The sequence below is a fragment of the Pseudomonas sp. genome, assembly GCF_002796985.1.
Classification (GTDB): Bacteria; Pseudomonadota; Gammaproteobacteria; order Pseudomonadales; family Pseudomonadaceae; genus Pseudomonas.
The window spans coordinates 1-14282 of record NZ_PEKX01000001.1 but is presented as its reverse complement, the minus strand read 5'-3'; the positions used below and the strand labels follow the sequence as shown (position 1 = coordinate 14282).

Genomic DNA, 14282 nt, shown 5'->3' with positions numbered 1-14282 from the left:
GACACTGTGGTGTCAGCCGGCACCGAACAGTCCCCTATCCCGCTTGCGGGAGAGGGTTAGGGTGAGGGCTCTTGTTCTTGTAGGAGCAAGCTTGCTCGCGAACCCGCCCAGCTTCAGTGCGGGCAGGAAACGCCTTCGCGAGCAATAACGATGGCGTCCCCTCGCTGCTACAGGTGAAGCCGTTAGCGCTTGAGCATCGCCCGGATATCCGCCAGCGCGGAATTGCCCTTGGCCACCTTGACCTCCTGCGGCGCGTCCTCCAGGCCTTCCCAGACCAGGTCCTCGGGCGGCAGTTCGTCGAGGAAGCGGCTGGGCGAGCAGTCGATGATCTCGCCGTACTGCTTGCGCTTGGCGGCGAAGGTCATGGCCAGGTTGCGCTTCGCCCGGGTGATGCCCACGTAGGCCAGCCGGCGCTCTTCCTCGATGGTATCGGCCTCGATGCTGGAGCGGTGCGGGAGGATTTCCTCCTCCACGCCAAGAATGAACACGTAGGGGAATTCCAGGCCCTTGGACGCGTGCAGGGTCATCATCTGCACGCCGTCGGCGCCTTCTTCCTCTTCCTGCTGGCGCTCCAGCATGTCGCGCAGCACCAGCTTGGCGATGGCCTGCTCGATGGTCATGTCGCCTTCTTCGTCGCGCTCCAGGGTGTTCTTCAGCGCTTCGATGAGGAACCAGACGTTGCCCATGCGGAAGTCGGCGATCTTGTCGCTGGAGGCGTTCTGCCGTAGCCAGTTCTCGTAGTCGATGTCCATCACCATGCTGCGCAGCGCACCGATCGGGTCGCTGCCGGCGCACTGCTCGCGGACCTTGTCGATGAAGCGCTTGAAGCGCTGCAGGCGCTCGACGTAACGGGCGTCCAAGTGTTCGGAGAGGCCGATTTCCCCGGAGGCATTGAACATCGAACAGCCGCGCTCGGTGGCGTAGTTGCCGAGTTTCTCCAGGGTGGTGGAGCCGATTTCCCGGCGCGGCACGTTGATTACCCGGAGGAAGGCGTTGTCATCGTCCGGGTTCACCAGCAGGCGGAAATAGGACATCAGGTCCTTCACCTCCTGGCGTCCGAAGAAGCTGGTGCCGCCTGACAGATGATAGGGAATCTGGTGGTGCTGAAGTTTCAGCTCGATCAGCTTCGCCTGGTAGTTGCCCCGGTAGAGAATGGCGAATTCGCTGTAGGGCCGCTGTGTCTTCAGGTGGATGGTGAGGATTTCCATCGCCACCCGCTCGGCCTCGGATTCTTCGTTGCGGCAACGGATTACCCGGATCGGGTCGCCTTCGCCCATCTCGCTCCACAGTTGCTTGTCGAACACGTGGGGGTTGTTGGCGATGAGGATGTTGGCGCATTTGAGGATGCGGCTGGTGGAGCGGTAGTTCTGCTCCAGCATCACCACCTTCAGCGAGGGGAAGTCGTCCTTCAGCTGCATCAGGTTTTCCGGGCGCGCGCCGCGCCAGGCGTAGATCGACTGGTCGTCGTCGCCCACCACGGTGAAGTGCGCGCGCTGCTGCACCAGCATCTTCACCAGCAGGTACTGGCTGGCGTTGGTGTCCTGGTATTCGTCCACCAGCATGTAACGCACGCGGTTGCGCCACTTGTCGAGGATCTCCGGGTGCTCCTGGAACAGCTTCACCGGCTGCAGGATGAGATCGTCGAAGTCCACCGCGTTGTAGGCCTTGAGCGTACGCTGGTAATGCAGGTAGACCATCGCCGCGGTCTGTTCCTTGGGATTGCGAGCCTTTTCCAGCGCCTCTTCCGGAAGGATCAGGTCGTTCTTCCAGCTGCCGATCAGCCCCTTGATCTCGTCCAGACCGTCATCGCCGGAGTACTCCTTCTGCATGATGTCGGTCATCAGCGCCTTCACATCGCTCTCGTCGAAGATCGAGAAGCCGGGCTTGTAGCCCAGCGCCGCGTGTTCCTTGCGGATGATGTTCAGGCCCAGGTTGTGGAAGGTCGAGACCGTCAGGCCCTTGCCCTCGCCGGGGCGCAGCAGGGTGCTGACGCGCTCCTTCATCTCGCGGGCGGCCTTGTTGGTGAAGGTCACGGCGACGATGTACTGGGCGCGGATACCGCACTGCTGTACCAGGTAGGCGATCTTGCGGGTGATCACGCTGGTCTTGCCGGAGCCGGCGCCGGCCAGCACCAGGAGCGGGCCGCCGACGTAGTTCACGGCCTCTTGCTGCCGGGGATTGAGTCGGGACATGAAGGGCGGGGGTCTGTAGTGAAGCGGGGGCGTATTCTAGCAGGCCGTGCCGGGCGTCGGGGTGCCGCTTGGAATAGCAGCGATCTGTGACACGATCGTGCTTCTCTGTTTTGGATAAATCTGTACTTGTATTAGGCTTGTGACAGCATTACTTGAAGAAAACTCTTAAGAGTTTCTCTGAAGTTTCGCCTGCATCCGCTGGAGCCCGGATGTCGGAGCTTCAAAACCGGGAGAAGTGGGCGCAGGGAAGGTGCCTGGAGTTTCTCCCTTTCTAGAGATACATGGGGGTCGCTTGGCAGCGTCGGTCGAACCAACGCGCCTGCTCCTGCTGGCGGAAGCGCCGCAGTGGGCCCAGCTACTGCGCGGGCATCTGGCCGCGTTGGGGCAGGGCTATTCGTTGATCACGGCCCCGTCCTGGCAGGCCGCCAGCAGCCTGTTCGACGAAGACCAGGTCGGTCTGGTGCTCGCCACGCCCGGCAAGCTGCCGTCCGCCCACCAGTGCCACCTGCCGCTGCTCCTGCTGCTCGAGCGCGAGCCCGCGGAGGAGCCGGTCGGCGTCGCCGATTATCTGGTGGCCGAATCCCTCACTGCCGAAGTCCTGCGCCGCACCCTGCGTTACGTGCGTGAGCGCGCTTCGCTGCAGAACACCTTGCAGACCCTGGCCGAGCAGGACCCGTTGACCGGCATCGCCAACCGCCAGGGCTTCCAGACCCTGCTCGCGGCGCGCCTGGCCGAGAGCGACGGGCGCGGCCTGGCGCTGGGCCACCTGGACCTGGACAACTTCCGCCACGTCAACGACGCACTCGGCCACCAGGCCGGCGACCGCCTGATCCTGCAGGTGGTGTCGCGACTGAAGGCGCACCTGGAAAACGGCGACCACATCGCCCGCCTGGGCAGCGACGAGTTTGCCCTGCTGCTGGACACCCGCCGCGACCCGGCACGGGTGGAGAAGATCGCCGAACTCATCGTTGAATCCCTGGGCGAGCCCTACTGGGTCGAAGGCGAAAGCCTGTTGCTGGGTTGCAGCCTGGGCGTCGCGCACGCCCGTACCGGTGAAGCCGCCGACCCGCTGCTGTGGCACGCGCACATTGCCATGCAGCAGGCCAAGTCACGCCAGGGCTGTACCTTCCATGTCTTCGACGAACGCATCAACCGTGGCGCCCGCAGCCTCGCCGACCTGGAAAGCGAACTGCGCCGGGCGCTGCGCCGCGACGAGCTGGAGCTGCACTACCAACCGCGTCTGGACCTGCACACCGGGCAGATCGTCGGCCTCGAAGCCCTGGTGCGCTGGCGCCACCCTGACCGGGGCCTGCTGACGCCGGGCGACTTCGTGCCGCTGGCCGAGGAAAGCGGGCTGATCGTACCGTTGGGTTACTGGGTGATTTCCCGCGCCCTGCGCGACATGCAGTGGCTGCGCGGGCGTGGCCTGCCGCCGCTGCACATGGCGGTGAACCTGTCGTTCCGCCAGTTCCAGGACAGCCAGCTGCTACCGACCCTGGAGCGCCTGATCCGCGAGCGCGGCGTTGACGCCCAGTGGCTGGAATTCGAGCTCACCGAAACCGCCGTGATGCGCCGCAGCGACCAGGTCCAGCAGACCATGCAGGCCCTCGGCCGCCTGGGCGTGCGCTTCTCGCTGGACGATTTCGGCACCGGCTTCTCGTCCTTCGTGCACCTGAGCAGCCTGCCCATCACCCTGCTGAAGATCGACAAGAGCTTCGTCGGCGACATGCACGAGCGCACGGAGAACCTGCAATTGGTGCGTGCGATGATCAACCTGGCGCACAACCTCAACTTGGAGGTGGTGGCTGAAGGCGTCGAGACCGCCGCCCAGCAGGACGAGCTACGCCAGTTCGGCTGCGACCAGGTGCAGGGCTACTGGATCAGCCGCCCGCTGCCGCTGGCGGATCTGGCGCGCTTCCTGGTATTCGGCGCCAACCGCGCCCTGCGCCTGCAGGACCCGGTCAGCTAGCGATCAGCTAGCACAGCCAGCGCCGTGCCTGCCGAGCGCGGGCGCAGCAGACGCGAGGTCTTCACCTCGAAGGCCAGCGTCAGGCCGATGGCCGCGCAGGCCAGCCCGGACGCCAACCCCCACCACACGCCGCTCGGCCCCCAGCCCAGCGGGAAGGTCAGCAGCAGCGCCATCGGCACGCCCACCAGCCAGTAGCCCGCCAGCCCGACGAGGAAGGTGGTGCGCGCATCCTTCAGGCCACGGATCGCGCCCATGGCGATGCACTGGGTGCCGTCGAACAGCTCGAACCACGCGGCGATGGCCAGCAGGCTGACGGCCAGTTGCACCACCTCGCGGTTGGCCGGGTCGTGGTGGTCGATGAACAGGCCGATGACCAGCTCCGGCGCCAGCCAGAACAGCGCAGCGAAGGCGAACATGCAGGTGGCGCCAAAGCCGATGCCCAGCCGCCCGGCGCGGCGTGCCTCGACCAGCCGGCCAGCGCCGTAGTGCTGGCCGATGCGGAAGGTCACTGCGTAGGACATTCCCATGGGCACCATGAAGGCCACGTACACCGACTGGATGGCGATCTGGTGCGCCGCCAGCGCGGTGCTGCCGATCACGCCCATGCACAGGGTTGCCACGGTGAACATGCCCGACTCCACCGCGTAGGTGCCGCCGATGGAAATGCCCAGGCGCAGCGATTCGCCGATCACCTTGAAGTCCGGCTTCGACAGCCCGGCCAGTAGCGGGTAGGGCGCATACGCCCGGTGCCAGCGCAGGTACAGGGCGAAGATCACCGGCAGCGCGTTCATCACCACCGCAGTGACCATGCCGATCCCCGCCAACCCCAGGCGCGGCAGGCCGAACAGGCCCTCGATGAAGGCGTAGTTGAGGGCGAAGTTGGCCAGCGTGCCGATCAGGCTGATGGCCATGACCGGGCCGGGTCGCTCGATGGCGCTGGTGAAGCCGCGCAGCACCATGAAGGCCATGTAGCCGGGCAGGGCGAAGACGATGCTGTGCAGAAAACTCATCGTGCCGGCGACCGTTTCCGGCGCCTGGCCAAAGGCGATCAGGATCGGCCCAAGGTTCCACAGCAGCAGGCCCGCCAGCAGCGCCAGCGCGCCGCCGATCCACAGGCCGGCCTGGGTTGCTTGCGTCACGCCGCGCGCGTCCTTCGCACCATGCCGGATCGCCACCAGGTTGCCGGTGGCCGCCACCATGCCGACGCAGAAGGTCGACACCAGCGCGTAGGTGGACGCGCCCAGCCCGCCGGCGGCCAGTGCCTCGCGGCCGAGCTTGCCCATCATCACGGTGTCGGTGAACACCATGGCCACGTAGGCCAGTTGCGCGGCGATCAGCGGGCCGGCGAGGCGAAGGATGGCGGCAAGTTCGTCGCGGTACAGGCGTTTCATGAGTCAGGCTCAGCAAGCGGCGGCGCCGCATCGATAGGGAGTCGCCCATTCTCCGGCCGCTGTGGATGCGGGCACAAAAGGAAAAATGCGATGCCATCCATGAGTCATACTCATGGATAACGCCGCTTGGAGCCCGCCATGAACCGCCAGTTGCCGCCCCTCTATGCCCTGCGCGCCTTCGAGGCGGCCGCCCGGCATGCGTCCTTCACCCGCGCCGCCGAGGAACTGGCGATCACCCAGAGCGCGGTGAGCCGGCACATCAAGACGCTTGAAGAACACTTCGCCTGCCGCCTGTTCCAGCGGCGCGGCCGGCAGCTGGAGCTGACCGAAACAGCGCGGATGCTGCTGCCCGGCCTGCGTGATGGCTTCGATGCACTGGAGCGCGCCTGTGCCACGTTGCGCGCCGAGGAGGGCGTGCTCCGCCTGAAGGCGCCCTCGACCCTGACCATGCGCTGGCTGCTGGCGCGGCTGAGCCAGTTCCGCATGCAGCACAGCGATATCGAGGTGCAGTTGACCAGCGCCTGGATGGACGTGGACCGCGTGGATTTCGTCCATGAGCCTTTCGATTGCGCGGTGCTGCTGAGCTCCGGGCACTTCCCGCCGGATTGGGAAGCCACCCTGCTGTTCCCCGAATGGCTGATCCCGGTGGGGCCGCCGTCGTTGCTGGCGGATGGCCCCTGGGGCGCCGAGCGCCTGGCCGGCGCTGAACTGCTGCACCCCACACCCGACCGCCGTGACTGGCGGCGCTGGCTGCAACGCATGGGCCTGGGGGAGAAGGTGTCGCTCAAGGGCGGGCAGGTATTTGACACGCTGGAGCTGGGTATCGTGGCCGCCACCCGTGGCTATGGGGTGTCCATCGGCGACCTGGTGATGGTCGCCGAGGATGCTAACCAGGGTCGCCTGGCGTTGCCCTGGCCGAGCGCGGTGGCCAGCGGCGAGAGCTACTACCTGGTCTGGCCCCGTGCGCGCCGGCATCAGGAGCGGCTGCGCCGGCTCCGCGACTTCCTGCTGGACGAGATGCAGGCCATGCAGCTGCCGCCGGTGGACTATCTCGAATGAGAGCCCGCGGGGCGGGCCCCGGCGGCACGCTGGATCAGTTGCCGCTGCAACCGTTGGCCCACACCTGGTAGTGCAGTTCGTGCCGCTGGCCCTGGGCGTCTTCGTAGACCATGGTCACCGGCACGATGCCGCAGGCTTCCTGGGTGTCGGTGATGGAAATAACCCGGTGCACGTCGGGCTTGTCGTGGGCCGGCACGGTGCCACAGGCGGCGACGAACAAGGTGGTGAGGATCAGGGTAATCAGCGCTTTCATGGTGTTCTTCCTTCAACAATGCCGAGTCAGGCGCGTTCGCGCAGCAGCGAGCGGGCGGAGTCGGCCATCACCAGCAAGCCGCCGGCCAGCATCAGGGTGTCCTTGAGTACCAGGCGGCCTGCGCCGGACAGGTAGGGGAAGCCGTGCTGCGCGTCGCCCAGCGCCGGCACCCAGGCTTCAGGCGTAGTGATCAGGAAGGTCAGGGTCACCAGCGGCGTGCCGAACGACAGGAAGCCGCCGAGCAGGCCCAGGCGCCGCGACCAAGGGTTGAGCAGCACCAGCAGCGCGATGCCCAGCTCCACCACGCCGAGGCCATGGGAGAAGCCATAGGTGTTGTTGGCGGTCTGCCAGGCGCGCTTTTCCACATCCAGCTCACCTTCGTGGGTGAGGTGGGCGCGGTAGTCCTCCGGGTGTTCGTAGAAGAACGACATGAACGGGCTGTTGGCGACGAAGGGCGTGATGCTGTCGGCCTCGTAGGGCACGAACTTCAGCGCACCGATCCAGATGAACACCACGGCGATGGCCACGCGCATCAGGTTGGCGCCGAAGTGGTCGAGGCGGGTCAGCGCTTGCAGGCCCTGGGTGACGGGAGAGGACATGTGAACTCCTTGAAGGACGGTTGAAATCAGGAGTGCCTATTGTCGAAATGCCGTCGCCGGGCTTCTTGCCCGTTGTGCTCGGGTTTTTGTCGGTTGTTCTCGGATGTGCGTTGCCGGCCCCGAGGCCTTACACCAAGGGGGTACGGGAGCAGGAGAGAAGGAAGTAGCCGCGTTTACTTGGCCTATCCCACGGGTAATCTGTAGGCCCTTTCCTGCGTGTGGAACGCCATGAACTCCATCGACCGCCTGATCCAGCTCGCCGGCCTGCGCGGCAGCCTCGACCTGCGCTGCCAACTCCAGGGTGACTGGGCGCTGGACCACGAGCAGGCACCCGGCGGCGTGGCGCAGTACCACATCCTGCTGTCGGGCCATTGCCAGTCCGAAATGCCTGACGGCCAGATCCTTGAGCTGAAGGCCGGCGACATCCTGGTCTTCCCGCGTGGTGGCGCACACCTGTTGCGCAGCCAGGGGCTGAAGGTGAGCCCGGTGCCCACCCAGGTCAGCCAGGACGGCCTGCTGCCGGTGCACCGCATCGGTAGCGAAGGCGAAGCGCTGGATATCCTCTGCGGCAGCTTCCACTACCAGCGCGACTCCCTGCTGATCGGCGCGCTGCCGGCGTTCGTCAACGTTTCCAGCCAGGACCGTGGCCTGAGCGAGCAACTGGCCGCGCTGGTCGGCCTGCTGCGCGGCGAGGCGGACGGCAACCAGGCTGGCGCGCGCTTCCTGGTCGACGCGCTGTCTTCGGCGCTGTTCACGCTGATCCTGCGCGTCTACTTGCAGGAGCACGCTCCCAGCAGCGGCACGCTGGCTTTGCTCACCGACAAGCGTTTGAGCCGCGCCTGGCAGGCCATGCTCGACGACCCCGCCCACCAGTGGACCATCGAAGCCCTGGCCGAGCGCGCCAGCATGTCCCGCGCCACCTTCATGCGCCTGTTCACCCAGGTGGCGGGGCTGTCGCCCTGGGCGCTGCTGACGAAAGTGCGCATGGAGCTGGCCTACCGCCTGCTGAGCAGCTCGCAACTGAGCCTCACCGACATCGCCGCGCAGGTCGGCTACCAGTCCCAGGCGTCCTTCACCAAGAAGTTCAAGGAAACCTACGGCGACGCCCCCGGCCGCCTGCGCCGCGCGGTGAACTAGTCCAGCTGTCGCTGCTGGAAAACCCCCATGGCGCGGATGGATATGTCCTGCCGCCTTCGCGACGGTTCACGTCGCTGCCGTCGCAGAGCTGAAACAGCGCTTTGCTAGGGTCATTGCTGGACTAGTCCAGTGAGGGCCCGTATCGGGCCTTCCCCACTCCAATAACACCACTCGGGGGAACTCCATGAAGCCCATGCGCACCTTGCTCGCCGGCCTGATCCTGGCCGGCCTCGCCAGCACCTCTTTCGCCGGCTCTTCTAACGCAGGAACCGAACTGAAGCACTGGCCCGCACCGGCCGCCAAGCAGCTCGACGCCCTGATCGCCGCCAACGCCAACAAGGGCGCCTTCGCGGTCTTCGACATGGACAACACCAGCTACCGCTATGACCTCGAGGAATCGCTGCTGCCCTTCCTCGAAATGAAAGGCGTGCTGACCCGCGAGAAGCTCGACCCCTCGCTCAAGCTGATCCCCTTCAAGGACGTCAACGGCCACAAGGAAAGCCTCAACAGCTACTACTACCGCCTCTGCGAGCTCGACGACCTGGTCTGCTACCCCTGGGTCGCCCAGGTGTTCTCCGGCTTCACCCTCAAGGAACTCAAGGGCTACGTCGACGAACTGATGGCCTACGGCAAGCCGGTGCCCAGCACCTACTACGAAGGCGACGTGGTCAAGACCATCGAGATCAACCCGCCCAAGGTCTTCACCGGGCAGACCGAGCTTTACAACAAGCTGATGGAGAACGGCATCGAGGTCTACGTGATGACCGCCGCCCATGAGGAACTGGTGCGCATGGTCGCCAGCGATCCCAAGTACGGCTACAACGTGAAGCCCGAGAACGTCATCGGCGTCACCACCCTGCTCAAGGACCGCCAGAGCGGCGCGCTGACCACCGCGCGCAAGCAGATCACCGAAGGCAAATACGATCCCAAGGCCAACCTGAACCTGGAAATCACCCCCTACCTGTGGACCCCGGCGACCTGGATGGCCGGCAAGCAGGCGGCGATCCTCACCTATATCGACCAGTGGAAGAAGCCGATCCTGGTTGGCGGCGACACCCCCAGCAGCGATGGCTACATGCTGTTCAACGGCACCGCCGAGAACGGCGTGCACCTGTGGATCAACCGCAAGGCCAAGTACATGGACCAGCTCAACGGCATGATCAAGAAGAACGCCGAAGCCCAGGCCAAGCTCGGCCAGCCGGTCACCGCCGACAAGAACTGGGTGATCGTCACGCCGGAAGAGATCCAGTAAGCGCTGGGTGTTTGGCATTCGTGGGATAGGTGGAGCGCAGCATACCCATGCTGTCGGCGCGCGGAATCGATGGGTATCGCTTCGCTCCACGCCATCCTACACCGTGCCCCCGGCTGGCCCTGGCGGGGCGCATAGCGAGCCCGCGTCCTGCGCCCTACGCGAGCTGGAGGCGATTGCGGCGTTTGATTGAAGGGTGTCGTCTTTCACGGCAACGTCAGGAGAAACACGTCGTAGGATGGTGTGGAGCGAAGCGATACCCATCGATTCCGGGCACCGACAGCATGGGTATCGCTTCGCTCCACCACATCCTACGTTGGAGGCCCGTCGGCGAGACCGGCGCTGGGGTAGACATAGAATCTCCTACAGGCGTGGCGCGGGCCGGGAAGGTTGTACGCCCCACCGGTCGGCGTGCTCTGAAACTACGGATAGACGGCGGACAACATCGAACGTTATCCGCACTATGGTGCAAGCCGGTTCAGTCCTTGAGCTGGCCCAGCCCGTATTCGAGGCTGGCGGCGGAGAGCTCGCCCATCTGGCTGTGCTTCAGGCGTCCCTGGGCGTCGTAGAACAGCGTGGTGGGCATGCCGTAGGAGCCGGTGGCCTGGCCGAGGCGGTTGCCGCTGTCGAGCAGCACTGCCGCTTCGCTCAGGCCCTGGTCACGGAGGAAACGCTGGACGGCTTCGGCGTTCTCGCCCTGGTTGACCAGCAGGAAGCGCACGTCGCTGCGCTGCTTCTGCGCGGCCTCCAGCACCGGCATTTCGCGCCGGCACGGCGGGCACCAGGAGGCCCAGAGGTTGACCACCATGGGCCGGCCATCCAGCGCGCGCAGGTCTACGGCCGCACCGCGCAGGTCCATCACCGTGAGCTCGGGTAGCTGCTGGCTGCGGTCCAGCGCCGAGGTCACGGCCTTTCCGCCACCCCACAGGCAAACACCGGTGATCGCGGCGACGGCCAGTGGGCGGCGCAATTCGGTTTTGCGCCACGCCAGCAGTGCGCCGATCAGCGCGGCGGCGATCACGCCCGGCAGGGCGAGAAAGCCGCCATCGCGGATATCCACGATGCTCAGCGGCATCGCCGCGTACTGCTCGAAGTAACGCGCGACGAAGGCCAGGCGCGCCACCAGCAGGCCACCGAGGAACATGGCGAATAGCGCGCCTTCCGGGTTGGCGCCGCGCTTGCGCCCGGCCAGCCAGCCGGCCAGCAAGGCGCCGAAGAAGCCGAGGTAGAGCAGGACATGGGGCAGGGGGATGGCCAGCGGGCCGAGGGTAAGACTGGTCAAAGCGGATGCCTGGCAAAAGGAAAACAAGGTACAGCAGCCGGCGCCGCGCGGCAGCGCCGGGCTGTGGATAAATGTTTCCCGGTCAGGCCGGCAGCAGGTCTTCTTCCTGCGTGCGTAGCTCGGCGGTGAGTCGTGTGGCGCAGGCGCCGACCTTGCGCACGGCGTCCTCGATCACCACCAGCTCGCGGTTGGAGTAGTTCATGCGCAGGCAATTGCGGTACTTGCCCGAGGCGGAAAAGATGTTGCCTGCCGCCACCTGCACATTGTCGCGGCGCAGCTCCTGGTTCAGCCGCACGCTGTCGAACTGCGGGTCCAGCTCGACCCAGAGCATGAAGCCACCGCGCGGCCGGCTGACCAGCGCGCCTTCGGGAAAATAGCGGCCGACCCATTCGGTCATCAGGTCGCGGTGGCGCTGGTACTGCGTGCGCATGCGGCGGATGTGCGGTTCGTAGTGGCCGCCGCCGACGAACTCGGCCAGGGCCATCTGCGGTTGCGGCGCGCAGGTGCCGCTGGCGATGTACTTGAAGTGGAGGATGCGGTCCAAATAACGCCCCGGCACCACCCAGCCGGTGCGCAGGCCGGGTGCCACTGTCTTGGAGAAGGAGCTGGCCAGCAGCACGCGGTCGTCGCTGTCGAAGGACTTGATGCTGCGCGGGCGCGGGTAGGCGTAGGCCAGCTCGCCGTAGACGTCGTCTTCGAGGATCGGCACGTCGTAGCGCGCCGCGAGCGTCAGCAGGGCGCGCTTACGGGCGTCGGGCATGATGTAGCCCAGGGGGTTGTTGCAGTTGGGCGTGAGCAGGATCAGCTTCACCGGCCACTGCTCCATGGCCAGCTCCAGTGCTTCCAGGCTGATGCCGTTGGTGGGGTCGGTGGGGATTTCCAGCGCCCGCAGGCCGTACGCCTTGAGCGCCTGCATGGCACCGTGGAAGCTCGGCGAGTCGATCGCGACGATGTCCCCCGGCTCGCAGATGGCGCGCAGGGTGATGGCCAGCGCTTCCTGGCAGCCGGTGGTGATGACGATTTCGCTGGGCGGCACCTGGCAGCCTGAATCCAGCATCAGTCGGGCGATCTGCTCGCGCAGCGGCAGCGACCCCTGGATGCCTTCGTAGCCGAGGCTCTGCAGGTCGCTCTTGCGTGCGGCGTGGACCATGGCGCGCTGCAGCGGCTTGAGCGAAGGGCTGGCGATGTCCGGCGTGCCACGGCCGAGCTGGACGAAATCACCGCCCGGCGCGCGGCGTACCTGCTCCAGTACCTGATCCCACTGCGAGACGTCCACCGGCCGCTGTGCCGGGCGGGTCATGGCCGGCATCGGCGGCAGCTCGCGGCGTTCGGGCACGAAGTAGCCGGACTTCGGCCGAGGCTCCACCAGCCCGGAATCCTCCAGCACGCGGTAGGCCTGCTGCACCGTGCTGATGCTGACGCCGTGCTCCTCGCTCAGCGCGCGCACCGAGGGCAGGCGGTCGCCGGGTCGGTACAGGCCCTGTTCGATACGTTCGCCGAGGGTGGTAGCCAGCTGCGCGTAGCGTTTCATGACAGATCTCTCACGGTCGGTGCGATGCAGTACAGATCGAGAAAAAATACGCCATTCAGAAGGAATTCGCTCGCCTCTGTATGGAAAAAACTTCGCAGCGTTGAATCTGTAATGATTTTTGCCGATTCGTCAGGCTTGTCCCACGTCCGAAGAAACCCACGGAGGAGCGACGACATGAGCGGCCTGAGCGATGTGCGGCTGACCCTTTATCAACAGGAGTTGCTGGAAATCCCCGGCGTACGTACAGACCTGCGTGCACCCGGTGAAAACCGCTGGCAGCAGTTCTGGTGCCGCGTGCGCACCCGCAAGCAACTGTTGGAGCTTTCCGATGCGCAACTGCGCGATATTGGTATCAGCCGCGAACAGGCGAAGCTGGAAGCGATGCGGCCTTTCTGGCGCTGCTGAAAATCAGGAGAGGAGTCTTTATGAGCGAATCGCGCGCCGCCGCGTTTGAGCGGATCGCCGCAGAGCTGGAGTACGACTTCGGCGGCGAGATCAAGATCGGTGGCAACTATGTGCCGTTCCTGATCGAAGGAAACCAGGTGCATATCAGCGGGCAGATTCCGCGGGTGGGTGACGAGATCGTCGTCACCGGCCGGGCGGGTGGTGAGGTGTCATTGGCCGAAGCCCAGCGTGCCGCCAAGGTCTGCGTGATGCGGGCGCTGGCGCTGCTGCGGCAGGCGCTGGGTGACCTGGGGCGCGTCCGCAAGGTGCTGCACGTCAACGTGTTCGTTCAGTCGGCCGAGCACTTCACCCAGCAGAGCGAGGTGGCCGACAGCGCTTCGGCGGTGCTGTACGAGGTACTGGGCGCGGCCGGCGTGCACACGCGTACTTCAGTCGGCGTCTATCAGTTGCCGAAGAATGCGACGGTCGAGCTGAATCTCATCGCGGTTGCGGAGGACCTGCCGGGCTAATGCCCGGCGCGGTATTGCAGTGCTTCGGCCAGGTGCGCGCGGGCGATGGCGTCGGCCTGCTGCAGGTCGGCGAGGGTGCGCGCGACCTTGAGAATCCGGTGTAGGGCGCGCAGTGACAGGTTCAGGCGCTCGCCGGCCTTCTCCAGCCAGGCCTGGTCTTCCGGGCTCAATGCACAATGTTGGTGCATTTTCTTCAGGGTGAGAAAAGCGTTCGCGCAGCCCTGGCGGGCAAGCTGGCGCTGGCGCGCGGCGGCGACCTGCGCGGCCAGCTCGGCGCTGCTGGTGCTCGGCCCGCTGGGCGCGAGGCTGGTGCTTTCGCGGCTGACGGTGAGGTGCAGGTCGATGCGGTCCAGCAGCGGGCCGGAAAGTTTGGCGCGGTAGCGCTGGATCTGCTCCGGCGAGCAGCGGCAACGGCCGCTGGGGTCGCCGAGGTAGCCGCAGGGGCAGGGGTTCATCGCCGCGACCAGTTGGAAGCGCGCCGGGAAGCGTACGCGGCCGTTGGCGCGGGCGATGACGATTTCGCCGCCCTCAAGGGGTTCGCGCAGCACCTCCAGCACTTTCCTATCGAATTCCGGCAGTTCATCGAGGAACAGCACACCTTCGTGTGCGAGGGTGATTTCCCCCGGCTGCGGACGGCTGCCGCTGTAAGATTCTCAAATAAATGCGACTGTGGGGTGCATACACCGCCGGTAGGCGTGGGGATTTG

The 14282-nt window shown here is 65.8% G+C and carries 12 protein-coding genes and 1 pseudogene; 6 read left to right on the top strand and 7 right to left on the bottom strand.

What is annotated here, in order from left to right; translation table 11 throughout:
- Window positions 1-182: 182 nt before the first annotated feature.
- Entirely contained in the window at window positions 183-2192 is a 2010-nt protein-coding gene (rep, locus tag CTR55_RS00065; protein WP_296283423.1) for a DNA helicase Rep, read from the bottom strand.
- A gap of 292 nt (window positions 2193-2484) precedes the next feature.
- Here rep and CTR55_RS00060 point away from each other — a divergent pair, with 292 nt between their 5' ends.
- A complete protein-coding gene (locus CTR55_RS00060; protein WP_296283422.1) occupies window positions 2485-4161 on the top strand; it encodes a bifunctional diguanylate cyclase/phosphodiesterase in 1677 nt (558 codons plus the stop codon).
- Here CTR55_RS00060 and CTR55_RS00055 read toward each other — a convergent pair.
- Window positions 4158-5552 carry a NorM family multidrug efflux MATE transporter gene (locus CTR55_RS00055; RefSeq protein WP_296283421.1) on the bottom strand — a complete coding sequence of 465 codons (1395 nt, stop codon included), beginning with the start codon at window positions 5550-5552 and terminating at the stop codon, window positions 4158-4160. The two genes, CTR55_RS00060 and CTR55_RS00055, sit on opposite strands and share 4 nt — an antisense overlap.
- Window positions 5553-5690: 138 nt before the next feature.
- On the opposite strand from CTR55_RS00055, the gene CTR55_RS00050 reads away from it, so the two are divergent.
- On the top strand, window positions 5691-6611 hold the full coding sequence (locus CTR55_RS00050) for a LysR substrate-binding domain-containing protein (RefSeq protein WP_296283420.1): 921 nt from the start codon (window positions 5691-5693) through the stop codon (window positions 6609-6611).
- Between the two features lie 34 nt (window positions 6612-6645).
- On the opposite strand, the gene CTR55_RS00045 is transcribed toward CTR55_RS00050, so the two are convergent.
- Complete coding sequence (locus CTR55_RS00045; RefSeq protein WP_296283419.1) at window positions 6646-6864, bottom strand: DUF2790 domain-containing protein; 219 nt, start codon at window positions 6862-6864, stop codon at window positions 6646-6648.
- Between the two features lie 26 nt (window positions 6865-6890).
- Window positions 6891-7463, bottom strand: coding sequence for a reactive chlorine resistance membrane protein RclC (gene rclC / locus CTR55_RS00040; RefSeq protein WP_296283418.1), 573 nt, complete (start codon window positions 7461-7463; stop codon window positions 6891-6893).
- Window positions 7464-7691: 228 nt separating this feature from the next.
- Between rclC and CTR55_RS00035 the strand changes: the two genes are divergently transcribed.
- Together CTR55_RS00035 and CTR55_RS00030 are read left to right on the top strand one after the other, a co-directional pair.
- Window positions 7692-8600, top strand: a complete 909-nt coding sequence (locus CTR55_RS00035; RefSeq protein WP_296283417.1) for an AraC family transcriptional regulator — start codon at window positions 7692-7694, stop codon at window positions 8598-8600.
- A 184-nt stretch (window positions 8601-8784) separates the two neighbouring features.
- The gene (locus CTR55_RS00030) at window positions 8785-9852 is read left to right on the top strand and encodes a haloacid dehalogenase-like hydrolase (protein ID WP_296283415.1); all 1068 of its coding nucleotides are present in this window, start codon (window positions 8785-8787) and stop codon (window positions 9850-9852) included.
- A gap of 475 nt (window positions 9853-10327) precedes the next feature.
- On the opposite strand, the gene CTR55_RS00025 is transcribed toward CTR55_RS00030, so the two are convergent.
- Together CTR55_RS00025 and CTR55_RS00020 are read right to left on the bottom strand one after the other, a co-directional pair.
- Window positions 10328-11131 (bottom strand): TlpA disulfide reductase family protein, encoded by an 804-nt coding sequence (locus tag CTR55_RS00025; protein ID WP_296283413.1) that lies wholly within the window; start codon window positions 11129-11131, stop codon window positions 10328-10330.
- A gap of 82 nt (window positions 11132-11213) precedes the next feature.
- The gene (locus tag CTR55_RS00020) at window positions 11214-12662 is read right to left on the bottom strand and encodes a PLP-dependent aminotransferase family protein (protein WP_296283411.1); all 1449 of its coding nucleotides are present in this window, start codon (window positions 12660-12662) and stop codon (window positions 11214-11216) included.
- Between the two features lie 174 nt (window positions 12663-12836).
- On the opposite strand from CTR55_RS00020, the gene CTR55_RS00015 reads away from it, so the two are divergent.
- Window positions 12837-13067 carry a DUF1127 domain-containing protein gene (locus tag CTR55_RS00015; protein ID WP_296283410.1) on the top strand — a complete coding sequence of 77 codons (231 nt, stop codon included), beginning with the start codon at window positions 12837-12839 and terminating at the stop codon, window positions 13065-13067.
- 20 nt (window positions 13068-13087) lie between these two features.
- Window positions 13088-13576, top strand: a complete 489-nt coding sequence (locus CTR55_RS00010) for a RidA family protein (RefSeq protein WP_296283408.1) — start codon at window positions 13088-13090, stop codon at window positions 13574-13576.
- Here the strand turns inward: CTR55_RS00010 and CTR55_RS00005 are convergent.
- Window positions 13573-14217 (bottom strand): annotated as a pseudogene (locus tag CTR55_RS00005) (ATP-binding protein); the annotation flags it as partial. The gene CTR55_RS00010 and the pseudogene CTR55_RS00005 overlap by 4 nt on opposite strands.
- Window positions 14218-14282 lie beyond the last annotated feature (65 nt).